19 protein-coding genes are annotated in these 23,182 nt (G+C 63.9%); 9 read left to right on the top strand and 10 right to left on the bottom strand.

All coding sequences use genetic code 11. The features are described 5' to 3' along the window. The first annotated feature begins 135 nt into the window (after window positions 1–135). A complete protein-coding gene (locus RA21_RS02170) occupies window positions 136–711 on the top strand; it encodes a lipid-binding SYLF domain-containing protein (protein WP_019296230.1) in 576 nt (191 codons plus the stop codon). A 92-nt stretch (window positions 712–803) separates the two neighbouring features. Here the strand turns inward: RA21_RS02170 and RA21_RS02165 are convergent, their stop codons facing one another. Next, on the bottom strand, window positions 804–1,805 hold the full coding sequence (locus tag RA21_RS02165) for an NAD(P)-dependent oxidoreductase (RefSeq protein ID WP_275041402.1): 1,002 nt from the start codon (window positions 1,803–1,805) through the stop codon (window positions 804–806). Between RA21_RS02165 and RA21_RS02160 the strand changes: the two genes are divergently transcribed. After that, window positions 1,797–4,274, top strand: coding sequence for a penicillin acylase family protein (locus tag RA21_RS02160; protein WP_039145818.1), 2,478 nt, complete (start codon window positions 1,797–1,799; stop codon window positions 4,272–4,274). The genes RA21_RS02165 and RA21_RS02160 overlap by 9 nt on opposite strands. Window positions 4,275–4,334: 60 nt before the next feature. Here RA21_RS02160 and hflX read toward each other — a convergent pair whose 3' ends face one another. The 4 genes from hflX to trkA form a co-directional block, all read right to left on the bottom strand. Continuing rightward, window positions 4,335–5,606: a GTPase HflX gene (gene hflX / locus RA21_RS02155; protein WP_039145816.1), complete on the bottom strand. Its 1,272-nt coding sequence runs from the start codon at window positions 5,604–5,606 to the stop codon at window positions 4,335–4,337. Next, window positions 5,606–5,845: an RNA chaperone Hfq gene (gene hfq / locus RA21_RS02150; RefSeq protein WP_005611588.1), complete on the bottom strand. Its 240-nt coding sequence runs from the start codon at window positions 5,843–5,845 to the stop codon at window positions 5,606–5,608. Before hfq ends, hflX begins: the two co-directional genes overlap by 1 nt. 120 nt (window positions 5,846–5,965) lie before the next feature. Continuing rightward, on the bottom strand, window positions 5,966–7,501 hold the full coding sequence (locus tag RA21_RS02145) for a TrkH family potassium uptake protein (RefSeq protein ID WP_039145814.1): 1,536 nt from the start codon (window positions 7,499–7,501) through the stop codon (window positions 5,966–5,968). Window position 7,502: 1 nt separating this feature from the next. After that, window positions 7,503–8,879: a Trk system potassium transporter TrkA gene (gene trkA / locus RA21_RS02140; RefSeq protein WP_019296225.1), complete on the bottom strand. Its 1,377-nt coding sequence runs from the start codon at window positions 8,877–8,879 to the stop codon at window positions 7,503–7,505. A gap of 113 nt (window positions 8,880–8,992) precedes the next feature. Between trkA and RA21_RS02135 the strand changes: the two genes are divergently transcribed. From RA21_RS02135 to RA21_RS02130, 3 genes are all read left to right on the top strand, one after another. Continuing rightward, window positions 8,993–9,460 (top strand): hypothetical protein, encoded by a 468-nt coding sequence (locus RA21_RS02135; protein WP_082008875.1) that lies wholly within the window; start codon window positions 8,993–8,995, stop codon window positions 9,458–9,460. A 329-nt stretch (window positions 9,461–9,789) separates the two neighbouring features. Further along, window positions 9,790–9,921, top strand: coding sequence for a hypothetical protein (locus tag RA21_RS23400; RefSeq protein ID WP_275041401.1), 132 nt, complete (start codon window positions 9,790–9,792; stop codon window positions 9,919–9,921). Next, the gene (locus RA21_RS02130) at window positions 9,918–12,257 is read left to right on the top strand and encodes a caspase family protein (RefSeq protein WP_052257568.1); all 2,340 of its coding nucleotides are present in this window, start codon (window positions 9,918–9,920) and stop codon (window positions 12,255–12,257) included. Before RA21_RS23400 ends, RA21_RS02130 begins: the two co-directional genes overlap by 4 nt. Before the next feature lie 44 nt (window positions 12,258–12,301). Here RA21_RS02130 and ntrX read toward each other — a convergent pair whose 3' ends face one another. The 5 genes from ntrX to dusB form a co-directional block, all read right to left on the bottom strand. Next, window positions 12,302–13,711: a nitrogen assimilation response regulator NtrX gene (gene ntrX, locus RA21_RS02125; RefSeq protein ID WP_019296221.1), complete on the bottom strand. Its 1,410-nt coding sequence runs from the start codon at window positions 13,709–13,711 to the stop codon at window positions 12,302–12,304. After that, window positions 13,708–15,990: a sensor histidine kinase NtrY-like gene (locus RA21_RS02120; RefSeq protein WP_039145810.1), complete on the bottom strand. Its 2,283-nt coding sequence runs from the start codon at window positions 15,988–15,990 to the stop codon at window positions 13,708–13,710. The genes ntrX and RA21_RS02120 overlap by 4 nt, the downstream gene beginning before the upstream one ends. A 100-nt stretch (window positions 15,991–16,090) precedes the next feature. After that, window positions 16,091–17,455: a sigma-54-dependent Fis family transcriptional regulator gene (locus RA21_RS02115; RefSeq protein ID WP_039145809.1), complete on the bottom strand. Its 1,365-nt coding sequence runs from the start codon at window positions 17,453–17,455 to the stop codon at window positions 16,091–16,093. Window positions 17,456–17,458: 3 nt separating this feature from the next. Next, window positions 17,459–18,538: a two-component system sensor histidine kinase NtrB gene (locus tag RA21_RS02110; RefSeq protein ID WP_039145806.1), complete on the bottom strand. Its 1,080-nt coding sequence runs from the start codon at window positions 18,536–18,538 to the stop codon at window positions 17,459–17,461. Further along, window positions 18,535–19,521 carry a tRNA dihydrouridine synthase DusB gene (gene dusB / locus RA21_RS02105; protein WP_039145804.1) on the bottom strand — a complete coding sequence of 329 codons (987 nt, stop codon included), beginning with the start codon at window positions 19,519–19,521 and terminating at the stop codon, window positions 18,535–18,537. The genes RA21_RS02110 and dusB overlap by 4 nt, the downstream gene beginning before the upstream one ends. A 182-nt stretch (window positions 19,522–19,703) precedes the next feature. Here dusB and RA21_RS02100 point away from each other — a divergent pair, with 182 nt between their 5' ends. The 4 genes from RA21_RS02100 to RA21_RS02085 all read left to right on the top strand — a co-directional run bounded on the left by RA21_RS02100 (window position 19,704) and on the right by RA21_RS02085 (window position 23,158). Beyond that, window positions 19,704–20,840 carry a bifunctional 2-C-methyl-D-erythritol 4-phosphate cytidylyltransferase/2-C-methyl-D-erythritol 2,4-cyclodiphosphate synthase gene (locus tag RA21_RS02100; protein ID WP_039146487.1) on the top strand — a complete coding sequence of 379 codons (1,137 nt, stop codon included), beginning with the start codon at window positions 19,704–19,706 and terminating at the stop codon, window positions 20,838–20,840. Beyond that, a complete protein-coding gene (locus RA21_RS02095; protein ID WP_039145803.1) occupies window positions 20,837–21,343 on the top strand; it encodes a phosphatidylglycerophosphatase A family protein in 507 nt (168 codons plus the stop codon). Before RA21_RS02100 ends, RA21_RS02095 begins: the two co-directional genes overlap by 4 nt. 2 nt (window positions 21,344–21,345) lie before the next feature. Next, window positions 21,346–21,837 carry a CinA family protein gene (locus RA21_RS02090; protein ID WP_039145796.1) on the top strand — a complete coding sequence of 164 codons (492 nt, stop codon included), beginning with the start codon at window positions 21,346–21,348 and terminating at the stop codon, window positions 21,835–21,837. Between the two features lie 139 nt (window positions 21,838–21,976). Further along, window positions 21,977–23,158: an ammonium transporter gene (locus tag RA21_RS02085; RefSeq protein ID WP_039145795.1), complete on the top strand. Its 1,182-nt coding sequence runs from the start codon at window positions 21,977–21,979 to the stop codon at window positions 23,156–23,158. The last annotated feature ends 24 nt before the right edge of the window (window positions 23,159–23,182 follow it).

The following is a 23,182-nucleotide window of genomic DNA, read 5'->3' as shown; positions in this document are numbered from 1 at the left end:
GGTGATGATCACTTCAGCGGGAAGCCGCCAATATCTGCCTTTGCAGCGGATGACAGGCAGCGGTTTTCCGCGTATAACCCTGCCCAGAGCCGGACCAAACCGGCCTTGGAGCAATTCATTACAGGCACCTGAAAAATGAGCGATAATTCCTCTACCCGCATGACCCGCCGCGGTTTTGCCCTGACCGCTTTGGCCGGCGCAGGCGTGACTGCCGCCTGCGGCAACGGCGTCGGCAACACAAACGCAGCCACCATCGACGCCCGTGTCGATGCCACGCTGAACCACATGTACAACCAGTACCCGAATACCCGCACCCTGGCGGACAAGGCTTCCGGCATGCTGGTGATGCCGCTGGTGACTGAGGCGGGCTTTGTCTTTGGCGGCGCCTACGGCCGCGGTGCGCTGCGGATCAATGATGTGACCGTCGACTACTACGCCACCTACAAGGGCAATGCCGGCATTCAAATCGGCGCCCAGCAATATGCCCACGTGCTGTTTTTCATGACCCAGGACGCGCTGTCCGGCTTCCGCCGCTCGCAGGGCTGGGCAGCTGGCGCCGATGCCGAGTTTGTCATCATGAACGAAGGCGAGTCTTTGCGGGCCGATACCAATACGCTGACCTCGCCGGTGCTGGCCGTGGTCTTTGCCCAGGCGGGCCTGCGTGTGGGTGCCACCCTGGAAGGCACCAAATACACCCGTATCATTCCCTAAGCGGAAACAGGCGGCAGAACCCGCCTTTTCTTCTGGCTTGAAATATCCTCGCCGGAGGCATGGCCTTTCCAATTGGAAAGGCCACATTCATGTCAGCCGTCCAGCTTGCGCAGCCGCTTGAACAGCGACGAGGTGTCCCAGCGCCCGCCGCCCATCTTCTGCACGTCCTTATAGTACTGATCCACCAGCGCCGTCACCGGCAGGCTGGCGCCATTGCGGTTTGCCTCATCCATGCAGATGCCCAGGTCCTTGCGCATCCAGTCCACCGCAAAACCATGGTCGAATTGATCGTCCAGCATGGTTTCATGCCGGTTCACCATCTGCCAGCTGCCCGCGGCGCCCTGGCTGATCACTTCAACCACGGCGCGCCCGTCCAGGCCGGATTTTTCTGCAAAATGCAGCGCCTCGCTCAGGCCCTGCACCAGGCCCGCAATGGCTATCTGGTTGCACATCTTGGTCATCTGCCCGGCACTGCTGTCGCCTATGCGGCGGCAGATCTTGGCATAGGTGTTCATCACCGGCTCTGCGCGAGCATAGGCGTCTTCGTCACCGCCGCACATGACGGACAGCACGCCATTCTCCGCCCCTGCCTGGCCGCCTGAGATGGGTGCATCGACAAAGGCAATCCCCTGCTCCGCCGCAGCACCATAAAGCTCACGCGTGACCTTGGCCGACACCGTGGTGTGATCCGTAAAGACCGTGCCCTTGGCCATGCCGGCAAAGGCCCCGTCCGCGCCCAGGCAGACCGAGCGCAGGTCGTCGTCATTGCCGACACAGGCCATTACGAACTCCGCGCCCGATGCTGCCGCCCGCGGGGTCGCCGCGAAGTGGCCGCCGTGCTCCTTGGCCCAGGCCTTGGCCTTGGCCTCGGTGCGGTTGTAGACGGTGACCTCATGGCCCGCGGCCTGCAGGTGCCCCGCCATCGGATAGCCCATGACGCCAAGCCCCAGAAACGCGATTTTTGCCATCTGCTTTTCCCCTGATCTGTCTTCGCATATGTTGGCGCCAACCCTAACACCGCCGCCGCGGGGCGCAATCTGCCATGCGGCTGGAAATGACAAAAACCCAAGGGAAAACAACCGCTGATGGGACATCTTTTCCGCTGGCTGCTGCGCCTTGCTGCGGGCCTGATTCTGCTGAGCGTACTGGCCGCCGCGCTGGTCTATTACCTGGCTTCGCAGTCGCTGCCCGAATACAACAAGGAGCTGGCCCTGCCCGGCCTCTCCTCGCCTGTCGAAATCGTGCGCGACAACGCCAATGTCCCGCATATCTTCGGCAGCTTCGGTGCCAGCGATGAAGATGTCTATTTCGGCCTAGGCTACGCCCACGCACAGGACCGTCTGTGGCAGATGGCAGTGATGCGGCGCACGGCACAAGGACGCCTGTCGGAAATCTTCGGCACCCGCACGGTGGAGACCGACACCTACCTGCGCCGCCTCGATCTCTACAATCTGGCGCGGCAGTCGGTGGAGGTGCAGTCGCCTGAGGCGCTGGCAGCGCTCAAGTCCTATGCCGACGGTGTGAACGCCCGGCTGCTGGAAATCAATGAGGACGCATTGGGCCGCGGCGCGCCGGAAATGTTCCTGTTTCAGATGCCGCTAGCCCCCTGGCAGCCTGCCGACAGCATTGCGATCATGAAGCTGATGGCGCTGCAGCTTTCGGGCCACATGCGGGAAGAGATCCTGCGCGCCCGCACCTCGCTGGCGCTGAATGATGCGGACCGGATCCGGGACATCCTGCCGGACGCCCCCGGCAAAGGCGTGACCGCCCTGCCCGAATACGCCGAATTGGTACCGGGCGCCCGGCAATTTGCGGCTTCGCAGCCCTCAGGGGATGATAGTCTTCTGTTCCCGGTTGCCCCGCGCGGCCTCGCTGGCGCCTCCAACGCCTGGGCCGCCGCGCCCAGCCGCTCGGCAGCGGGCGGAACGCTATTGGCAAACGATCCGCACCTCGGCCTCAGCGCTCCGGGTGTTTGGTATCTGGCGCGGCTGGAGCTGGGCACAGGTGGTGTGATCGGCGGCACCATCCCCGGCATTCCGGCGGTGATCACCGGCCGCTCCGACGCCTTGGGCTGGGGGGTCACCTCCTCCTACATGGACGATCAGGACCTGTTCATCGAAAAACTGAACCCCGAAAATCCGCAGGAATACCTGAGCGTTGACGGCTACAAGAAATTCGTCACCCGCCCCTCAATCATCAAGATCAAGGACGAGGCCCCCGTCACTCTGACCCTGCGCTGGACCGACAACGGCCCGGTGCTGCCCGGTTCCATGTTCAACCTGGCGGAAATCACTCCGCCCGGCCACGTGGTGTCGCTCGGCTGGACTGTGCTCAGCCCCAGGGACACCTCGATGAGCGCGACCATCGGTCTGATGCGCAGCGCCTCTGTGCAGGAGGCGATCATCGCAGGCGAAGATTTTGTTGCCCCGGCGCAGAACCTGACGCTGGCGGACAAGGACACAGTCGCGTTGAAAACCGTTGGCGCCTTCCCGCTGCGCCACGCAGACCACCAAAGCAAAGGGCGGATGCCCAGCCAGGGCTGGCGCCCGGAGAACCGCTGGCAGGGCCAGGCGCCTTACGCGGAAAACCCGGAGTTTGTTGCCCCTGCCGGCGGCATCCTGGGCAACACCAACAACAAGATCCTCGACCGCCCGTTCCCCAAACATGTCTCCTTTGACTGGGGTGATACCCAGCGCATCCACCGCTGGGAAAAGCTGATGCAGAACCGCGAGGTGCATACCCGCGACAGCTTTATCGAGGCGCAGCTGGACACCGTGTCCTACACCGCGCGCACCCTGCTGCCGCTGATCGGCGCAAACCTGTGGTTTACAGGCGAGGCCGCCCCCGCAGGCACCCGCGAACGCCAGCGCCAGATCGCCCTGACCCTGCTGTCGGAGTGGAACGGCGAGATGAACGAGCATCTGCCGGAGCCGCTGATCTACGCCGCCTGGCTGCGCGCGCTGCAGGCCCGTCTGATCACCGATGAGCTGGGACCGGTCGCCAAATCCTACCGCCATGTGGAGCCGCTGTTCATCGAGCGTGTCTTCCGCAATGTCGAGGGCGCCTCGGCCTGGTGCGACGTGCGCCAGAGCGCGCCGGAGGAGAGCTGCACCGACATGGCCCGCCTCGCACTGGATGACGCGCTGATCTGGATCGAGGAGCGTTATGGCGATGCGCTGGAATCGCTGCGCTGGGGGGATGCGCATCAGGCGGTGCAGGACCATGCGGTGCTGGGCGATGTGCCGCTGCTGCGCTATTTCGTGAACATCCGCCAGTCCACCAGCGGCGGCGACAACACGCTGCAGCGCGGTAAAAGCTCCGGCAAGGATCCCGACCCGTTCCAGAATATCCACGCTGCCGGCTACCGCGGGGTCTATGATTTTGCCGATCCGGACAGTTCCGTCTTCATCACCGCCACCGGCCAGTCCGGCCATCCGCTGTCGCGTTACTATGACGACATGGCCCAGCTGTGGCGCCGGGGCGAGTACATCCCGATGTCGCTGGACGAAGAACTGGCCCGCGCCGCGGCTGTCGGCATAACCCGGATCACCCCCCGCCAATAATAACGGGGCAAAAAAAACGGGCACTGCGGCGCCCGTTTTTCTGTCTGAATGGTGCAAGCTTCACAGCCTTTCGAACTTGGCCTTCTGCCGGTCGGTCCACAGCACGGTGATGTCAAACCCGGTCTCGGTTTGCTCCTCGCGCTGCACCAGATCCTCCTTGAACAGCCAGGCCCGCTGCTTGCCCTGCGCGAAGGTAAGCTGCAGCAGCTCCTCGTGCCGGACGCCCTGCAGCTTCTCCGCAATGTCGGCCAGCAGGCCGTCCAGCCCCTCACCTGTCAAAGCTGAGATTGCATGGATGCCTTCCTCGCGCTCAGCACGCTGACGGCGCGCGTCCGCCTCTTCCTCAGACAGCTGGTCCAGCTTGTTCCAGACCTCGATCCGGGCGCGGTTTTCGTCCACGCCCAGCGACGTCAGGATCGCCTCCACATCCTCTGCCTGCTCCTCGCTCTGGTCGTGGCTGATGTCGCGCACATGCAGGATCACATCGGCGGCCAGCACCTCTTCCAGCGTGGCGCGGAAAGCAGCGACCAGCTCTGTCGGCAGGTCCGAGATGAAGCCCACGGTGTCGGACAGGATCACTTCCGGCCCATCGGGGATCTGCACCCGGCGCATGGTCGGGTCCAGGGTGGCAAAGAGCATGTCCTTGGCCATCACCTCAGCGCCCGTCAGCCGGTTGAACAGCGTCGACTTGCCAGCGTTGGTGTAGCCCACCAGCGCCACAATCGGATAGGGGACCTTGGCGCGCGAGGCGCGGTGCAGCGTCCGGGTCTTCACCACCTTGTCGAGCTGCCGGCGCAGCCGCACCAGCTGGTCGTCGATGGCACGCCGGTCAGCCTCGATCTGGGTTTCGCCGGGTCCGCCGACAAACCCCAGGCCGCCGCGCTGGCGCTCCAGGTGGGTCCAGGCCCGCACCAGCCGCGTCCGCTGGTAGCTGAGCGCCGCCATTTCGACCTGCAGAACGCCTTCACGCGTCGCTGCTCGGTCGGAGAAGATCTCCAGGATCAGCCCGGTCCGGTCGAGGATCTTGACCTTCCAGGCCTTCTCCAGGTTGCGCTGCTGCACGGGGGAAACCGGCCCGTCGATCAGGACCAGTTCAATTTCATTCGCCTTCAGGATACCTGCCAGCTCTTCGATCTTGCCGGAGCCGAACAGCATTCCTGGATGCGCCTTGGGCAGGCGCACCACGTTTGATCCGATCACGTCAAGATCGGGCAAGGCCGCTGCCAGCGCAACGGCCTCCTCAAGCGCGGGAGCAGCCTCGCGGCGCCCGCTGTCTGATTTGATTTCCGGATGCAGGACCCAGGCGCGGGTCTGCTTCCTGTCATGCTCCATCAATTGGAGTCTTCACCCTCATAGAGACTGATCGGCTGGGCTGGCATGATGGTCGAGATCGCGTGTTTATAGACCAGCTGCGACTGTCCGTCGCGGCGCAGCAGCACGCAGAAGTTATCGAACCAGGTGATCACACCCTGCAGTTTGACCCCGTTGATCAGAAAGATTGTAACCGGAACCTTGGTTTTGCGAACGTGATTCAGGAAGGCATCCTGAAGATTCTGTCTGTCCGAAGCCATTTTTTATTATCTCGCCTTTGTTCTTGCCACGCGCTGCGGACCAGCACGCACGTTAAAATTCAGTATGAACAAAGAAAATATAAGTTTCCACCCGAAAAACACTTTTCACTGCCAAGGCGGTCAGCTGCGCCAGAGGTTCGGGGACAGCAGCGCGATAAAGGCCAGGGTTTCCAGCCGCCCCAGCACCATGGCGACACACAGGATCAGCTTGGCCGGGTCGGTCAGCAAGTTCAGCACAATCGGCGCGCTGCTGGCGCTTTCGGTCAGCGGGCCAGTGGTCGACAGCGCGGCGATTGCCAGCACAAGGGACTGCTCGAAGCTGGAGCCGACGGCGGCCAGCGCGGTGCTGACCAATGCCAGCGACAGGGCAAACAGCATGAAAAAGATCCAGGCAACAAAGGCCCCGTTTTTCTGCAGCCGCTTGGTGCGGTCGCCCTCGCCGCTCACTGAGCTCGGGTGCACCAGCCGCTCCATTTCGCGCAGCCCGTTGAGGTAGAGTGCGTAAACCCTCAGCAGTTTGACCCCGCCGGCCGTTGTCGCCACGCCGCCGCCGAACACCGCCAGCCCAAGCAGGATCATGCCCGGCGTTTCCAGCCCGGACCAGGTGCGGGCCGCTTCCCAATGAAGGCTCTCGAAGCCGGTGGTGGACAGGAAAGACATCACCGTGAACACCGTCCCCCACAGTGCCCTCAGCGCCTGCAGCAGATCCTCGCCCGCGTCCACTTCATAAGCCGCCACCCAATGGCGCAGGAACAAAAGCAGCGGCACACCAAAGACGATCAGCAGACCGGTTCGGAATTCCGGGTCCTTGTCCAGCCGCCCCTGCCCGGATGTCACCGTGTCGCTGGAGAAAGTCAGCCGTGACAGCGCGAAGAACATAAACAGGAACATAACCATCTCGCCGGCAATGCCGCTGCCTGCGTTCTCGACCCCGCCAGTTGCGGAAATGCCCGAGGTCGCCATCACCGACATCGCATGGCTAAGGCCTGCAAGCGCTTGCTCGCCTGTGATCATCAGGAGCAGCCACAGAACCATCGTCAGCCCGGCATAGACCGGCGCAAGCGTGCGGGTGACAAGCACCAGCTGGCGCCGCGGGTCCGCCCGCTCCATATGGCCAGGCCCCGCAGTGCCGCCGCCCGGCTCCCCCTTGGCGGTGACCTCGAACCCGCCCAGCGACATTGGTGCCAGCACGGCTGAGGCTGCTACCCACATCAATAGCCCGCCCATCCAGCCGACCATGGCCCGCCACAGGTGCACGCTGGGCGGCAGGCGGCCGGGATCGGCCCAGATATCGGCGCCGGTGGTGGTGATGGCGCTGACCATGTCGAAATAGGCATTCACATAGCGGGTGCTGACCAGCGCATCCTGCACCGGCACTGCCAGGAACAGCGGCAGAACCGTGAAGGTCGCCAGCAGTGACAAAAGCTGCCCCGGCATCCCGTAGCGCGGCACCCGGTTGCCCATCGACAGGGCAATCAGCACCACTAGGATCAGCCCGGCCAGGCCGGAGTAGAAAAAGCTCTGCGATGTGTGATGGTCGTCCAGCACCAGCGCATGAATGGCCGGCAGCCACATCGCCAAGGAAGCGATGCCCCAGATCAGCAGGAACAGCGGCAGGCGCAGGACGCCAATGGGGGCTTGGACCACGCGGCGCATGCTAGAAGTAGTCGATCGACACCTGCAGGAGCCGCTCCACCTCGGGCACGTCGTCCGCCATTGCAAACAGCGCGATCACGTCGCCTTCCTCGATCCGGGTTTCACCCGACGGGCGCAGCATATCGCCGCCCTTCAGAATGCCGCCAACCAGCACGCCCTCGGGAAAGTCGGTCTCGCGGATCATCTGCCCGGCAATCGGCGAGGTCGACAGCACCTCGGCCTCGATCATCTCTGCCTCGGCATCGCCCAGTGAGTAGACCTGCCGCACCCGGCCATAGCGGATGTGGCGCAGGATCGAACTGACAGTGGTGGAGCGCGGGTTGATATAGGCGTCAATCCCGAGGTGCGGCAGCAGCGGCACCAGAGTCGGGTCATTGATCAGCGCAATTGCCAGCGGGCAGCCCTCGGCCTTGGCACGCACTGCCGCCAGCATGTTGACCTTGTCGTCGTCGGTCACCGCCAGCAGCGCGTCGGCCTTGTCGATGCCCGCCTCGATCATCAGCGAGCGGTCCAGACCGTCTCCGTTCAGCACGATTGTGCGCTCCAGCGCCTCGGCGGCGCGTTCGGCGCATTTGCGGTCCCGCTCGATCACCTTGGCCCGGATCCGCGAGGTGCTGCTTTCCAGCGCTTTCGCCACTTCCAGCCCGACGTTGCCGCCGCCGACTACAACCACCCGGTCCTGGCGTTTCTCTTTCTTGCCGAACACCTCGATGGTGCGCGGCACGTCGTCCACATGCGAGAACACATAGCAGCTGTCGCCCACGAACAGCTGGTCGCCCGGCTCCGGCGCAAACAGTGTGCCATCACGGCGGACCCCCACCACAATTGCACGCAGCGTAGAAAACAGGTCCGTCAACTGGCGCAGCGGCGTGTTTACCACCGGGCATTCGGCATCAATCTGGATGCCCAAAAGCTGCGCCTGGCCGCCCATGAAGGTCTCGGTATCAAAGGCAGCTGGCGCCGACAGCCGCTGCATCGCCGCCGCGGCAACCTCCCGCTCCGGGCTGATCACCACGTCGATCGGCAAATGCTCGCGCTGGTAAAGGTCGGAATAGATCGCGGTCAGATAGCTCTTGGCCCGCAGCCGCGCGATCTTGCGCTGAACCTTGAAAACGGAATGCGCCACTTGGCAGGTCACCATGTTGACCTCATCCGAGTGGGTGGCGGCGATGATCATGTCCGCATCCCGTGCCCCGGCCCGGTCCAATACGTCCGGATAAGAGGCAAAGCCGTGAATGCCCTGCACGTCCAAAGTGTCGGTCGCCCGCCGCACCAGCTCCGCATTGCTGTCAACCACCGTGACATCATTGTGCTCACCGGACAGGTGCCGGGCGATCTGCCAGCCGACCTGGCCCGCGCCGCAGATAATGACCTTCATTTACATGTCCCTTGGCGGAGTTTCGGGCAGAGATTTGCCCGATGTGAATGACAGATGCCGCTTTCACGGTCAAATTAATTGTAACTTCCTCAGTTTGCGGCCATTCTTTCACCATGCGACGGAGTTTGACAGTCACGGCAGCCGCTGTTTTGCTGGCCTTCGCAACGGCCTGCGGACCGCTGCCGGTCTACTACAAGCAGGGGGCAGAGGTTTCCCGCCTGCAAAGTGATGAGCTGACCTGCGCCACCCAGGCACTGAAAGACGCCCCTGTCGCAAATGAAATCCGGCAGCATCCCCCTGTCTTCTACCCGGGCAGGCAGGTCTGCCACGGCGGCAAGTGTTACTACCGGCCTGGATACTGGGTGGACGGCGGCATTTACACTGTCGATGTGAACAAGCCCCTGCGCAAACGGCTGGAAAAATCCTGCATGGCCTCGAAAGGGTATCAGCAAATTGCGCTGAAACGCTGCACCCAGCGCAACGCGGCAATCCCCGCAGGGCCGCGGCTGCCCCCCTTGAGCGAAGCCTCCTGCGCGCAGCGGAACCGGGATGGCAGCATTGTCATCCGCACCGGCGGCTAGGAAATCCAGTCTCCCCGCGGACCTGAGCGGCAAATTTGCGGCAGGACAGTTTTGATTTGCGGCCTAAGATCAAGTAGGCTGAACACCGATTGTTTTATTTGCAACCAGTATTCTCAATAGAGAAAGGTACCCGATGCGGATTCATTTCCTGTTTGCAGCGCTGCCCTTGGCAGCCGTCACTGCGGCCTGTGAACCAACGGCTCCGATAGCGCCGCCGCCTTCAGCCGCACCGGCCCCTGCTCCCGCAACCTACAGTGCGCCTGCCACGCGGCCTGCGTCCGCGACTTCAACTGCTCCTGTACCGGCTCCAGCACCGGCGGCGCCAGCCATTGAACCCGTTGGCCCGCCGGGCGGTGGCGGCGCTGGTGCCGGCGGCGGCGGCGGTGGTGGCGGCTCCGGCGGCGGTGGTGGCGGCTCCGGCGGTGGCGGAGGCTGGGGTTAACCCCCTGTCCTCGCCATGACAGCCCTCCCCCCCCTTCATCCAGCGATTGCAGCCGCATTGCTGGCCTTTGCGCTGCCGCCAGCGGCAGCGCAGGCGGCCTACGAAACCAGCGAACAGGGTGCCGCCCCGGAAACCGCCATCGTCATCGGCATCCAGGAATACGACCACGTCAGCGATCTGACCAATACCCGCAAGGACGCTGAGGCGATGGCCGGGATGCTCAAGTCCTTCGGGTATACCGTCTACGAGGGCTACGACCTGGACAAACGCGGCTTTGAGGCGCTGCTGCGTCAGGCCGCGCTCAACATCCGCGATGGCAGCCAGGTGTTTTTCTATTACGCAGGCCACGGCATCCAGCTGGGGCGGCGTAACTATCTGCTGACCAGCGATGCGGAGCTTTCGGGCATTCACGATCTGCCGTTCCAGTCGGTGACGCTGGACCGCGTGTCCGCCATTCTGGGCGGCAAGGCCGGGAGCCAGATCCTGATGCTGGATTCCTGCCGCGACAATCCGGTGCCGCAGGCCAAGCTCAACGCCGAGGTCGGCGCCCAGCTCTATGAGGCGCGCGAAGGTTTTGACGTGTTCCGCCCGCCGCTGAACACACTGGTGGCGTTTTCCACCTCCCCCGGTGCCACCGCACTGGATGGGGAGCCCGGCAGCAACAGCCCCTACACCGCCTCTGTCGTGCGGCATTTTCCCGACAACCCCAATGAGGACGCCATGACCGTGCTGGCGGCCATCCGCAGCGATGTCTACAGCGCCACCGGCAACACCCAGGTGCCCTGGGAAAGCTCCACCTTGATGCAAAAGATATATCTGCGCCCCGCCGAACGGTCGCTGAATGTCGCCGCAGCGGAGCCGGAGGCCACCACGGAACCTGCTCCTGCCAGCCTCGACCAGATCCCGGCAGAGCTGTCTTTGAAAGTGCCGCTTGGCCGGGCCTTGGAACTGGCGCCGGAAATCAGCCCCTATGTCCAGGTCGGCACCAAGGTGTCGATTGTTGAGACCCCGTCCGCCGGTGTCACCTCACTGCGGTCCGGCGACGGCAGTGCCCTCAGCCTCAGCTATGCGCCCAAGCTGACTGAGCTGCCCGCCCGCAAGGACGGCGGCCAGGTCCGCAAGGACCGGATGGTGCTGCGGCTGGCGCAGGCGGACACGGTACGCGACGTCACCGTCAACCTGGAGATGATTGCCCGCCAATGCGATCTCGAAGCAGGCGACTTGCTGGATCCGCAAGGCGTCGGCCTGTTCCGCTTTCCCAATGAAATCGACCTCAAGGCAGCGGAAACCGCCTGCCGCGAGGCCGTCGAGGCGGCGCCAGACCTCGGACGGCTGCATTATCAGCTGGGCCGCGCCCTGCAGGGCCAGGGCCGCCTGATGGAGGCCTACGAAGCCTTTGAGAAGGCAGCGGAACTGGGCCATGTCCGCGCCTATAACGCGGTCGCCTACCTGCATGTCACGCCGAATGTCGACCGCGAAACCGTGCCGATCCCCTACAATCCTGACAAGGCATTTTCCCTGTGGGACAAGGGGATCGAGGCCGGCGACCCGTTTTCGATGCATGCCCGCGGCAAGCGGCTCCTGCGCAAGAACGGAACGGCGGAGGAGAAACAGCGCGGCTTTGACCTGCTCAGCCGCGCGGTTGAACTGGGCCATACCTATGCGCTGAACGAACTGGGGGTGTTCTTCCTGTGGAGCGGCGATGAACTGGCACAGCCGGAGCGCGGGCTGACCTATCTGGAAGCCTCCGCCGGGCGCGGCGACATCTACGGCACGGCCAACCTGGGCTATGTCTACCGGGATGGCGGCGCTGGCAAGGCGGTGGACAAAGAAAAAGCCCGCGCGCTTTTTGCCGAGGCCGCCCAGCTGGGCCATCCGCATGCCCCGGGTGAGATCGGCCGGATGATCATGAACGGCGATCTGCCCGGCAGCGATGCCGCCGAGGCGCTGGAATGGTATGACATGGGGCTTGCCCGCGGCGACGCTTGGGGCGGCGCCAACGGTGCTTGGGTTGCGCTGAACCGGCTGGGAGACCGCATTCCAGCCCATGCCGCTGCGGCGCGGGCCGGCAAAGCAATGGCGCTGAACGACCCGGATGCACGTGCCGCCGCACGGGAGCTGCTGGCGGGTATGAGCGCGGCTGACATCGCCGCCGCTACCCAGTCCGTCCTGCGCGGGCTCGGCTCCAGCATTGCCGTTGACGGCCAGTTCGGCCCGGCCTCACGCCGGGAGCTCGCCGATTGGGCCCGCCAGGCTGGTCTGCCCGCAACGGTTCCGGAGGACGCCATCAGCCAGCTTCAACTGGCAGCACAGGTCCATTTCGCACTGAACCCGATCCGCCAGGACCTGTTCTGATACCAAAGCGCGCCCGGAGCTTTCCGGGCGCGCGGGGGCCATTCTCAGGCCTGTTCTTCTTCGGCTTCCACATGCGCCACCCGGGCGCCCGCCTTGTTGGAAGTGACCACCCCCAGCGACTTCAGCTTGCGGTGCAGTGCTGAGCGTTCCATGCCGACAAAAGACGCCGTGCGGCTGATGTTGCCGCCAAAGCGGTTGATCTGGGTCAGCAGGTATTCGCGTTCAAACGCCTCCCGCGCCTCGCGCAGCGGCAGGGTCGCCAGCGCGCCGGACAGCACCACCCGGCCCTCCTCCTGCGGCTTTTCTTCCTCGCGCGGCAGATCCTTGGCCTCAATCGGGCCGCTGCCGTCGCCCAGGATCAGCACCCGCTCCACCAGGTTTTTCAGCTGGCGCACATTGCCCGGCCACAGCATGGTCTGCATCAGCGCCACGGCCTCATCTGTCAGCTCGCGCAACGGCAGGCCCTGGGCCTCGTTGAACTGGGCGATGAAATGGCCCGCCAGCAACGGGATATCCTCGCGCCGGTCCGCCAGTGAGGGCACCGCCACCGGCACCACGTTCAGCCGGTGATACAGCTCCTGGCGGAACGTGCCGGCCTCGATCTCGGCATCCAGATCCTTGTTGGTGGAGGACACCACCCGAAGGTCGACTTTGATCTTGTCCGAACCGCCGACCCGCTGGAACTGCTGGTCCACCAGCACCCGCAGGATCTTGGACTGGGTGCCCAGCGGCATGTCAGCAACCTCGTCAAAGAACATCACGCCGCCATGCGCCTGCTCCAGCAGCCCCGGCTCCACACCGCGCTCCGAGGATTCGCGGCCGAACAGAACCTCTTCCATCCGGTCCGGTTCAATGCTGGCGCAGTTCACGGTGACAAAGGGCGCAGAGGCGCGGTTTGAATTGGCGTGGATATAGCGCGCTGCAATCTCCTTGCCGCTGCCCGCCGGGCCGGTCAGCATCACCCGGCCATTGGATTTCGTCACCTTGTCGAGCTGGCTGGTCAGGGTGCGGAACGCCGCAGAGGTACCGATCATCTCTGCCGGCCCGGTGTCCTTGCGCTTCAGATCGGTATTCTCCCGGCGCAGGCGCGAGGTTTCCATCGCACGCCGGATCACCACCATCAGCTGGTCGATGTTGAAGGGCTTCTCGATGAAGTCATAGGCGCCCTGCTTGATCGCCGCGACCGCGATTTCAATGTTGCCATGGCCGGAAATGATCACCACCGGAATATCCGGCGTGTCCCGCTTCACCGCCTTCAGGATGTCGATCCCGTCCATCTGGCTGTCCTTCAGCCAGATATCCAGGATCATCAGGGCCGGCTGGGCCTCTTCCAGCCGCGCCATGCATTCGTCGGAACTGCCCGCCTTGCGGGTGGCATAGCCTTCGTCCTCAAGAATGTCCGAGACCAGTTCGCGGATGTCGCGCTCGTCATCAACAATCAGAATGTCACTCATGTCAGACCTGCTTTCACTGTGCTCTTGTTAGGCGCCGCCGCTTTCTGGGCTGCGGCGGGCAGGCGGATCACCGCCATTGCGCCGTTATGCGCGTGTCCCTCGAACACCGGGGCATCTTCCAGCGTCAGCGTGCCCCCGTGCTCTTCGATGATTTTCTTGACGATCGGCAGCCCCAGCCCGGTGCCAGCATCCCGCGTGGTCACATAAGGCTCGAACAGCCGCGCCCGGTCTTCTGGCAGACCGATGCCATTGTCCGCAATCCGGACCTCATAGGCAGTGCCTGCCTGTTGGACCGACACCCGGATTTCCGGCAGCAGCCCCTCCGGAGCGCCTTTTTGCTGCAGGCTTTCAATGGCTTCACCTGCGTTCTTGATCAGATTGGTCAGCGCCTGGCCAATCATGGTTGCATCCAGATCCGAGGGCATCTCCGCCTTGGGCAGATCCGCCTTGATCCGGACATCCGGCTGGCCCTGCTGCTGCAGGATCACCGCGTCCCGCACCAGTTTCACCAGATCCTCCTCGCGCCGTTCCGGTTCCGGCATGCGGGCGAATTTCGAAAACTCATCTACGATCCTGCGCAGATCATTGGTCTGGCGCACGATCACGTCAGTCATGGATTGGAGCTGATCGCTGTTCTCCTCGCCCAGCTTGGGGGCAAACTTGCGCTTGATGCGTTCGGCGCTCAGCTGGATCGGGGTCAGCGGGTTCTTGATCTCATGGGCAATGCGGCGGGCCACATCACCCCAGGCCGCCATCCGCTGGGCGCTGACCAGATCGGTCACATCATCAAAGGCCACCACATAACCTTCCAGCCTGCCCTCGCCGGAGCGGCGCGGCGACATCCTGACCAGCAGGTTCTCCAGCTGGCCCTGGCGGGTCACCTTGATCTCTTCCTGTACCACCTCGGCACCGGTCTCGATCAGCTCTGCAAACAGCGGTCCGAACTCAGGCACCGCAACGGCCAGCGCCAGCGATTGCTGATCCTCCTGCCAGTCCAGCAGCCGTTCGGCAGAGCGGTTCACGAAGGTCACCCGCCCATCCGCATCCAGTCCAACCACGCCTGAGGTCACGGAGGACAAAACCGAGTCGAACAGCCGCCGCCGCCGTTCAATCTGGCGGGTGTTGTCCAAGAGCCTGCCGTGCTGGGCCTTCAACTCCCGGGTCATCTGGTTGAAGTACTGGCCGAGTTGGGAAATCTCGTCACCGCCGTCCTCAATCGGCACCTGCACATCCAGATTGCCGGCCCCGACCCGCTGCGCCGCCACTGTCAGCCGCCCGACCGGGCGCGACAGCCGTTCTGCAAACCACATGCCCAGCCACATCGCGGCCAGGATCAGGATCACCGCAAACCCAATATACAAGAGCGCAAATTCAAACAGCACCCTTCCCCGCTCGCTTTCCAGCTGCTGGTACAGATGCGCAGTTTCCTGGGTGTCATCCAGCAGGTTCAGCAGCTCGCCGTCCACGTCCCGGCTGATATACAGGAACCGGTCGACAAAAGCGTCCAGCCGCACCAGTGCGCGGAACTCGCTGTTGTCCCAGTCCTCGATCAGCAGCAGACCGTCTTCGCGGGCAGCCCCAAGCTGCCGCTCGCTGGGCTTTTCGAAATCGAACTCATAAGACCGCTCGCCGCGCGCACGGATCAGCCCTGCGCTGTCAACAATATAGGCCTCGCGCAGTCCCCTCTGAACCTGCAACTGGCCTTGGGCCAGCACCAGCCGCAGTTCGGCATCGTTGATGAAAAAACTGCGCGACCGGCTGCTGTCGAGGTAGCGTGCCAGCGCTCGGGCATCCTCGGTCAGATCACCTTTCTGCTGCGACTGATAGGCTTCTGCAGCCTCCAGCGAGCTGCCAATCACCTGCCGCACCCGCTGCGAGAACCAGCCCTCAAGCCCGACATTCACGGTCAGCACCGCAAAGACCGCGACGATCACAGTGGGGATCAGCGCCAGGAACCCAAAGGCCCCGATCAGCCGCAGGTGCAGCCGGGAGCCCGCCGATTTCGACCGCCGCGCTGCAAACAGGCGCACGATCTGCGCCATCACCAGCGCTGCAATGGTCAGGATGTAAACGAGGTCGGCCAGCAGAATCAGCCGCAGCGACCTGGACGAGGCCCCCTGCCCCAGCGGGCCGATGATAAGAAACGTCGCCAAGGCCAGCACCGGACCCAGCAGAACCAGTCCGATGGTGCCGATATTGCGCGCCCGGCGGGTTCTCCGCCACCGGTCCAAGGCCGCAAACGGCCCGTATGCCGCCCTCAGATGTGACTTATGCGCCACTTACTGCCCTCATCCTGATGTGCGACTCTTTGCGAGTCACCGCCATATCTCGTGGTCCTGCCTAGGAAATTTACAACAGGGCCACATTTCTGTGGCGATATTACATCAGTTTGCGGCGGCGTGTCACCTCAATATCCAGATCGGTAATCTTCTTACGCAGGGTATTCCGGTTGATCCCCAGCAAATCCGCGCATTTTGCCTGGTTTCCGCCAGTCGCCGCCAGGGCAATTTCGATCAGCGGCGTCTCCACCTCGCGCAGCAGCCGCATATACAATCCCGGCGGCGGCAGCATATCTCCATGCAGGTCAAAATACCTCTGCAAATGGCGGCCCACTGCTTCCGACAGCTTCTCATTTGTAAACCCTGCCGCTTCCGGCTGCGGTCCGGCTTGCGGCCCCAGCACCGCCTCGGCATCCGCCTTGGTGATTTCTTCGCTGCGCGAAGTCAGTGCCAGACGGCGGACAGTGTTTTCAAGCTGCCGCACATTGCCGGGCCAGGAGAACCGGCGCAGCACCTCGCGCGCAGCTTCGCTCAGCACCCGGTGCGGCGCGCCTTCGTTTTCGGCCTTGATCAGGAAATGCTCCGCCAGCAGCGGAATATCCTCGACCCGTTCCCGCAGCGCCGGCACATGCAGTTCCGAGCCGCAGATCCGGTAGTAGAGATCCTGACGCAACCCGCCGCCTTCCATCGCCGCGCCCAGATCCTTCTGACTGGAGGCAATGAACCGCGGCGCGTGATCGCCCGGCACATCCATCATCCGCACCAGCCGCGCCTGTGCCTCCTCCGGCAGGTCAGCCAGCTCATCGATCACCAGGGTGCCGCCCTTCACTTGCGCCAGCAGCCGAGACGGGCCTTCCAGCGCAATCAGATCCGCCGCGTCCGCATGCACAAAGGGCAAGGTGCGGCGGTCCGAAAAATCATGAATTGCCTGCGCAATCAGCGACTTGCCGGTGCCGCTTTCACCGGTGATCAAGAGCGGCAGATCGGTGTTCATCACCCGTGCAATGAGCCGGTACAGCGCCTGCATCACCTCGCTGCGGCCAATCAGCGGCAGCTCCTCGGGGCGTTCCGCTGTATCCGGACGCGCAGCAGGCGCCACCCGCTTGGCCGCCAGCGCCTTGGCGGTGCGCTTCATCAGTTCCGGCAGGTCAAAGGGCTTGGGCAGGTAATCATAGGCCTCCGCCTCCTCCGCCTTGATCGCCGTCATGATGGTGTTCTGCGCCGAGATCACGATCACCGGCAGCCCGGGCCTGTCCGCCTGGATCTTGGGAAGCATCTCCAGCCCGTTCCCGTCCGGCATCATCACATCGGAGATGACGACATCGCCCTTGCCCTCTCCCACCCAGCGCATCAGCGTCGTCAGTGAAGAGGTCGCATGTACCTTGCAGCCCGCGCGCGTCAGCGCCTGGGTCAGAACGGTGCGGATGGTGCGGTCGTCATCAGCGACCAGAACGGTGCCGTCCATGGATCAGCTCTCCTGCGGTTTGGCGTCACGCGGCACGCGCGACAGCGACAGCCGGAACACCGTACGCCCGGGAACCGAGCTTACGGAAATCCAGCCATTATGCTCCGAGACGATCTTGCTCACCAAAGCAAGGCCCAGCCCGGTGCCGTTCTCCCGGCCCGACACAAACGGGTCGAAAATATCGTCCTTGATCTTGTCCGGCAGCCCCGGCCCGTCATCGGTAATTTCGATCTGAAGGGGCAGCAGCTTGCCGGTTCCGTCACTGCGGCGCAGCCGGAAGGAATGTTCATAGAAAGTACGGATCTGAATATGTCCGCCTTTTGGATCAGATGCTTCCGAGGCGTTCCTCAACAAATTCAGCACCACCTGCAGCAGCTGGTCCGCATCGCCCCAGGCCATCGGAAGCGAGGGATCGTAGCTCTCGGTGATGGTCATATGGGCACCAAAACCCAAGAGCGCCGACCGCCGCGCGCGGTCCAGAACATCATGCAGGTTCACCGGCTGGAACGCCGGTTCAGTCAGGTTGCCAAACTGCTCCACCTGCTCCAGCAGTTTCACGATGCGGCGGCTTTCGCTGACGATCAGGTCGGTCAGCTCCAGGTCCTCCGGTCCCAGCCCCATGCTCAGAAGCTGCGCCGCGCCGGTGATACCCGCCAGCGGGTTCTTGATCTCATGCGCCAGCATTTCTGCCATACCGATGGCAGAGGCGGCGGCGGATTTTGCGGAATGGGTCTGGGTCATCCGCCCGGCCAGCTCCCGCGGGGTGACCATCAGCAGCATCACCCCCTCCTGCCCCTGCAACGGCGCGATCTGCACCCCGCATTGCAGCGGCGCCCGGCTGCCGGAGCCGACGTCGATATCGTTCACAAACAGCGGTGTGCTCTGCACCCGGGCCCGGGCAAAGGCCTCCTCGATCGGCGCGTCGATCGCCAGCGTATCCCACACCGGCTGCCCCAGCAGTGCCTTGCGCGAGGTGTTGAGGAACCCCTCACCGGCGGCATTCACATCAGCAATCTTGTCCCAGGCGTCGATCAGAAACGCCGGCACCGGCAAAGAGGCCCAGAGAGCTGCGCTGTCCATCATGCGGCGGCCTCCGGTCTTTCGGCGCTCAGCGCCTCCGGCAGCAGCGCCAGCACTTCTTCCGGATTCTTCTCCGTCAGCACCGCCCTGCGCATGGCGGGGGTGGTTCCGGCCTCATCCATGTACCAGCCCAGGTGCTTGCGTGCGACACGGACGCCAAGATCCTGCCCGTAGAAATCCAGCATTGCCCGGTAATGCTCTGAAACCATTTGAATAAACGCATCTCCTTGCGGAATCTCCGGCGCCGGTGTGCCCCACAGGTGATGCGCCACGTCTGCCAGCAGCCAAGGCTTTCCTTCGGCCCCGCGCCCGATCATCACGCCATCTGCGCCAGAAAGCTCCAGCGCCTGCCGGGCAGAGGCGGTATCAACGATGTCGCCATTTGCCAGCAGCGGCACAGTCACCGCGTCCTTGACGCCCCGGATCGCCGCCCAATCGGCAGAGCCCTTGTAGAACTGGCAGCGGGTGCGGCCGTGGATCGTCACCATCTGCACCCCCGCCTCGCAGGCGCGGCGCGCCACATCCGGCGCGTTCAGGCAGTTGTCGTCCCAACCCAGCCGGGTCTTCAGCGTCACCGGCACGTCGACGGCGCCGACCACCGCCTCGATCAGCTTCAGCGCATGGTCCGGCGTCTTCAGCAGGGCAGAGCCGGAATAGCCGTTGGTCACCTTCTTGGCCGGGCAGCCCATGTTGATGTCGATGATCCGCGCGCCCTGCCCGGCGACCTGTTTCGCCGCCTCGGCAATCCAGTACTCGTCCCGCCCGGCCAACTGCACCGCGGTGTTCTCCACATCCGCGCTCAGCTCAGCCCGCTCGCGCACGCCGGGCTTGGCCTGAACCATCTCCTGGCTTGCCACCATCTCGCTCACCATCAGCCCAACGCCGAAGGAGCGGACAAGATCCCGGAACGGCCGGTCGGTGATTCCCGCCATCGGCGCCAAGGCGATGGGCGGGGACATGGAGGTGGTTCCAAGCGTGAAGGACAATTGCCTAATCCTTGTGCAACTGAGAGGTTTTTACCCGAAGCTTCTGCTATGCAGCAATGAATTGCGCCTCTGCAAGCCGCTCCCGCACTTCATTTGCCTATTTTTTAATCACATTCCGCCGGGTGATTGCCACTTCCCGCGCCACCTCATAAACAATGCGGGACCTATCGGACGAGGACCGCATGACCACAGCCGCCCTGATCGTCGCCGCCGGCCGCGGCACCCGCGCAGGCGGCGGCACGCCCAAACAATGGCGCCCGCTCAAGGGCCGCCGGATGATCGACTGGACCCTCGAAGCCTTTGCGAATGCAGGTGTGGACCTCACGGTTCTGGTGCTGTCACCGGATGACGCCGCCGCCTGGGGAGAATTCTCCGGCAGCCCCGGTCTGATCCTCGCTGAAGGCGGCGCAGAACGGGCTGCCTCCGTCCTGAACGGTCTCAAGGCGCTGGAGCTGCACGGCGTAGACAAGGTGCTGATCCACGACGCCGCCCGGCCCTGCGTCAGCCCTGCCCTGATCCACAGCATTCTCAATGCCTTGGACGCCGGACCTGCCGCAGCCCCGGCGCTGGCGGTGACGGACGCGCTGTGGACCGGCGCATACGGCAGCGTCACCGGCACCCAGGACCGCAATGGCCTGTTTGCCGCACAGACGCCCCAGGGTTTCCGGTTTCAGGACATTCTGGCGGCGCATCTTGCCCATCCCGGCGGGGCCGCCGATGATGTCGAGGTTGCGCGCGCCGCAGGCCTTAACGTCCGCATCATTCCGGGCGAGCCGGACAATATCAAAATCACACGCCCCGAGGATTTCACCCGGGCGGAGCGCATTCTGGGAGCAGACATGGATATCAGGCTTGGCAACGGCTACGACGTGCACCGCTTTGGCCCCGGTGACAGCGTGATCCTGTGCGGGGTGGAAATTCCACATGAAAAAACCCTGCAGGGTCATTCCGACGCCGATGTTGGTATGCACGCCGTCACTGACGCCATCTATGGCGCGCTGGCGCAGGGCGACATCGGCCAGCACTTCCCGCCCTCGGACCCGCAGTGGAAAGGCGCGGCCAGCGAGATTTTCCTGCGCCACGCCGCCAATCTGGCGCGCGAGATGGGCTTCACCCTGTCGAACGTCGATTGCACCCTGGTCTGCGAATACCCCAAGGTTGGCCCCCACGCCGCCAAGATGCGCGCGGTGATGGCTGAAATCCTGGGCATCGGCGCAGACCGTGTGTCGATCAAGGCCACCACGTCGGAACGCCTGGGCTTCACCGGCCGCGGCGAGGGCATTGCAGCTATCGCCACCGCAGCGCTGGTGAAATCATGAAGAGACAACGCCTGGCCTTCCTGATCGGCACTGTCGGCGGCATCGGCTACCTGCGTCCGGCCCCCGGCACCTGGGGCTCGCTTGCCGCCCTGCCCATGGCTTATGTGCTGCATCAGCTTGGCGGGTTCCTGCTGCTGGCGCTGGCGACCGTGATCTGCATGGTGGTGGGCGTCTGGGCGGCGGAAGCGATGACCCGCAACCGCGAGAACATGGACCCCTCGGAATTTGTCCTGGACGAGGTCGCGGGCCAGTTCACCGCGCTCTGGGCCGTGTCCTACCCGGCCTGGGCGCATGATATCGAGATCACCGCGCTGTGGCCGGGCTGGATCGCCGCCTTTGTGCTGTTCCGCCTGTTCGACATCCTGAAACCCGGCCCCGTCGGCTGGGCCGACCGGCAGAAGGGCGCAACCGGTGTGATGATGGACGACATCATCGCGGGCATCCTGGCCGCCATCTGCGTGGCTGCGCTCGCCTTCCTGTCGCACGGCGTCTTGGGGATGTGACCATGGACGCGGATGAGCTGATCAGACGCGCAACCGCCGCAGGCATCACCATCGCCACGGCCGAAAGCTGCACCGGCGGCATGATTGCCGCGGCGCTGACGGATATCCCGGGCTCCTCCGCCGTGGTCGACCGCGGCTTTGTCACCTATTCCAACGCCGCCAAGATGCAGATGCTGGGCGTCAAGGCGGAGACGCTGGCCTCCGTCGGCGCAGTCAGCGAGGAGGTCGCCGCGGAAATGGCGGCAGGCGCGGTGCGGAACGCAGGCGTCACCCTGGCCGTCTCCGTCACCGGCATCGCAGGCCCCGGCGGCTCAGAATTCAAGCCCGAGGGCCGCGTCTGCTTTGGCCTGGCCCGCGCAGGCCTGACTGCCACAACAGAAACCGTGGAATTCGGCGCCATCGGCCGCGCCAAAGTCCGCGCCGCCACCCGTGACCACGCGCTGGAGCTGCTGGCGCAGGCCATTTCCCAAATCGAACGCGAAACGGGCAGCTGACCCGCCGCGGCGCTCAATTTTTCAGCACTTGCAAAAAAGCCCCGTTTTTGTGCGCCTCCCGCATCCCTGCCGCTTTTTTCTGCGCGCAACCTGCGCTTTCTCCTGACCTCACCGGTTTTTGAGGGGAAGGAACAATCGGATGAACGGAGCGGATACCGCATGGATCATTGTGGCCACGGCCCTGGTCCTCTTCATGACACTGCCAGGGCTGGCCCTGTTTTACGGCGGCCTTGTGCGTGCCCGCAATGTGCTCAGCGTCTTCATGCATTGCTACGCCATTGCCTGTTTGATGAGCGTTCTGTGGCTGGCCTTCGGCTACACCATTGCCTTCGGAAGCGGCACCAGCGGCCTGTGGGGCGGGCTGGACAAGATGTTCCTGAACGGCGTCACCGCCGACAGCCTGTCCGGCACCCTGCCCGAGGTTCTGTTCTTTGCCTTCCAGATGACATTCGCCATCATCACGCCTGCTCTGATAGTCGGCGCCTATGTGGAGCGTGTGGGATTTGGCTTTGTGCTGGTGTTCTCCGGCCTCTGGATGCTCTTGTGCTATGCGCCGGTGGTGCACTGGATTTGGGGCGGCGGTTTCCTAGCGGATGGCGGCATCTTTGGCGACGTGGGCGTCAAGGACTTTGCCGGCGGCATCGTGGTGCATGAGACCGCAGGCCTCGCAGCCTTGATCATCGCCTTCTTCCTGGGCCCGCGCAAAAACCGCACCATCCCGCCGCATAACCCCGGCTATGTGATGATCGGTGCCGCAATGCTGTGGGTCGGCTGGTTCGGCTTCAACGGCGGCTCCCAGCTGGCCGCAGACGGCGGCGCGGCAATGGCACTGACCGTGACCCATATCTCCGCTGCCACCGCGTCGCTCAGCTGGGCGCTGTGGGAAAAGATCAAATACGGCAAGGCCTCCCTTGTGGGCCTGGTCACTGGCACCATTGCAGGCCTCGCCTCGATCACCCCGGCGTCAGGCTTTGTCGGCCCGATGGAAGCGCTGATCATCGGTGCCATTGCCGGCGTGCTGTGCCAGGAGATGGTCAACCTGGTGCGCAACAAAATGCAGATCGACGACACCCTGGATGTCTTTGCCGTGCACGGCGTCGGCGGCATCTTCGGCACCCTTATGATCGCCGTCTTCGGCGCTGGCGCCTGGGCCGCGCAGCTGGGTGCGCTGGTGATCGTCGGCATCTTCACCGTGGTGGTAACCATCGCGCTGGTGAAGATCTCCGCTTTGATCACATCCCTGCGCGTGGATCTTGAAAGCGAGACCAATGGCCTCGATCTTTCTGTACACGGTGAGCGCGCATACGACATGAACAGCTGACCCCGGCTATGACGGATGCCACCA

This window comes from Leisingera sp. ANG-DT (genome assembly GCF_000813785.1).
Taxonomy (GTDB): domain Bacteria; phylum Pseudomonadota; class Alphaproteobacteria; order Rhodobacterales; family Rhodobacteraceae; genus Leisingera.
Note: the sequence above shows the minus strand (reverse complement) of the source record. Positions and strands in the feature narration are given on the sequence as shown.

Coding starts and splice junctions, on each gene's coding strand:
- hflX (WP_039145816.1), bottom strand. CDS start 5,606: ATGGAGCATGACAGGAAGCAGACCCGCGCCTGGGTCCTGCATCCGGAA.
- RA21_RS02095 (WP_039145803.1), top strand. CDS start 20,837: ATGAAGAGACAACGCCTGGCCTTCCTGATCGGCACTGTCGGCGGCATC.
- RA21_RS02165 (WP_275041402.1), bottom strand. CDS start 1,805: ATGTCCCATCAGCGGTTGTTTTCCCTTGGGTTTTTGTCATTTCCAGCC.
- RA21_RS02135 (WP_082008875.1), top strand. CDS start 8,993: ATGCGACGGAGTTTGACAGTCACGGCAGCCGCTGTTTTGCTGGCCTTC.
- RA21_RS02160 (WP_039145818.1), top strand. CDS start 1,797: ATGGGACATCTTTTCCGCTGGCTGCTGCGCCTTGCTGCGGGCCTGATT.
- RA21_RS02170 (WP_019296230.1), top strand. CDS start 136: ATGAGCGATAATTCCTCTACCCGCATGACCCGCCGCGGTTTTGCCCTG.
- RA21_RS02145 (WP_039145814.1), bottom strand. CDS start 7,501: ATGCGCCGCGTGGTCCAAGCCCCCATTGGCGTCCTGCGCCTGCCGCTG.
- RA21_RS02130 (WP_052257568.1), top strand. CDS start 9,918: ATGACAGCCCTCCCCCCCCTTCATCCAGCGATTGCAGCCGCATTGCTG.
- RA21_RS02115 (WP_039145809.1), bottom strand. CDS start 17,455: ATGGACGGCACCGTTCTGGTCGCTGATGACGACCGCACCATCCGCACC.
- RA21_RS02090 (WP_039145796.1), top strand. CDS start 21,346: ATGGACGCGGATGAGCTGATCAGACGCGCAACCGCCGCAGGCATCACC.
- hfq (WP_005611588.1), bottom strand. CDS start 5,845: ATGGCTTCGGACAGACAGAATCTTCAGGATGCCTTCCTGAATCACGTT.
- RA21_RS02100 (WP_039146487.1), top strand. CDS start 19,704: ATGACCACAGCCGCCCTGATCGTCGCCGCCGGCCGCGGCACCCGCGCA.
- RA21_RS02085 (WP_039145795.1), top strand. CDS start 21,977: ATGAACGGAGCGGATACCGCATGGATCATTGTGGCCACGGCCCTGGTC.
- ntrX (WP_019296221.1), bottom strand. CDS start 13,711: ATGAGTGACATTCTGATTGTTGATGACGAGCGCGACATCCGCGAACTG.
- RA21_RS02110 (WP_039145806.1), bottom strand. CDS start 18,538: ATGATGGACAGCGCAGCTCTCTGGGCCTCTTTGCCGGTGCCGGCGTTT.
- trkA (WP_019296225.1), bottom strand. CDS start 8,879: ATGAAGGTCATTATCTGCGGCGCGGGCCAGGTCGGCTGGCAGATCGCC.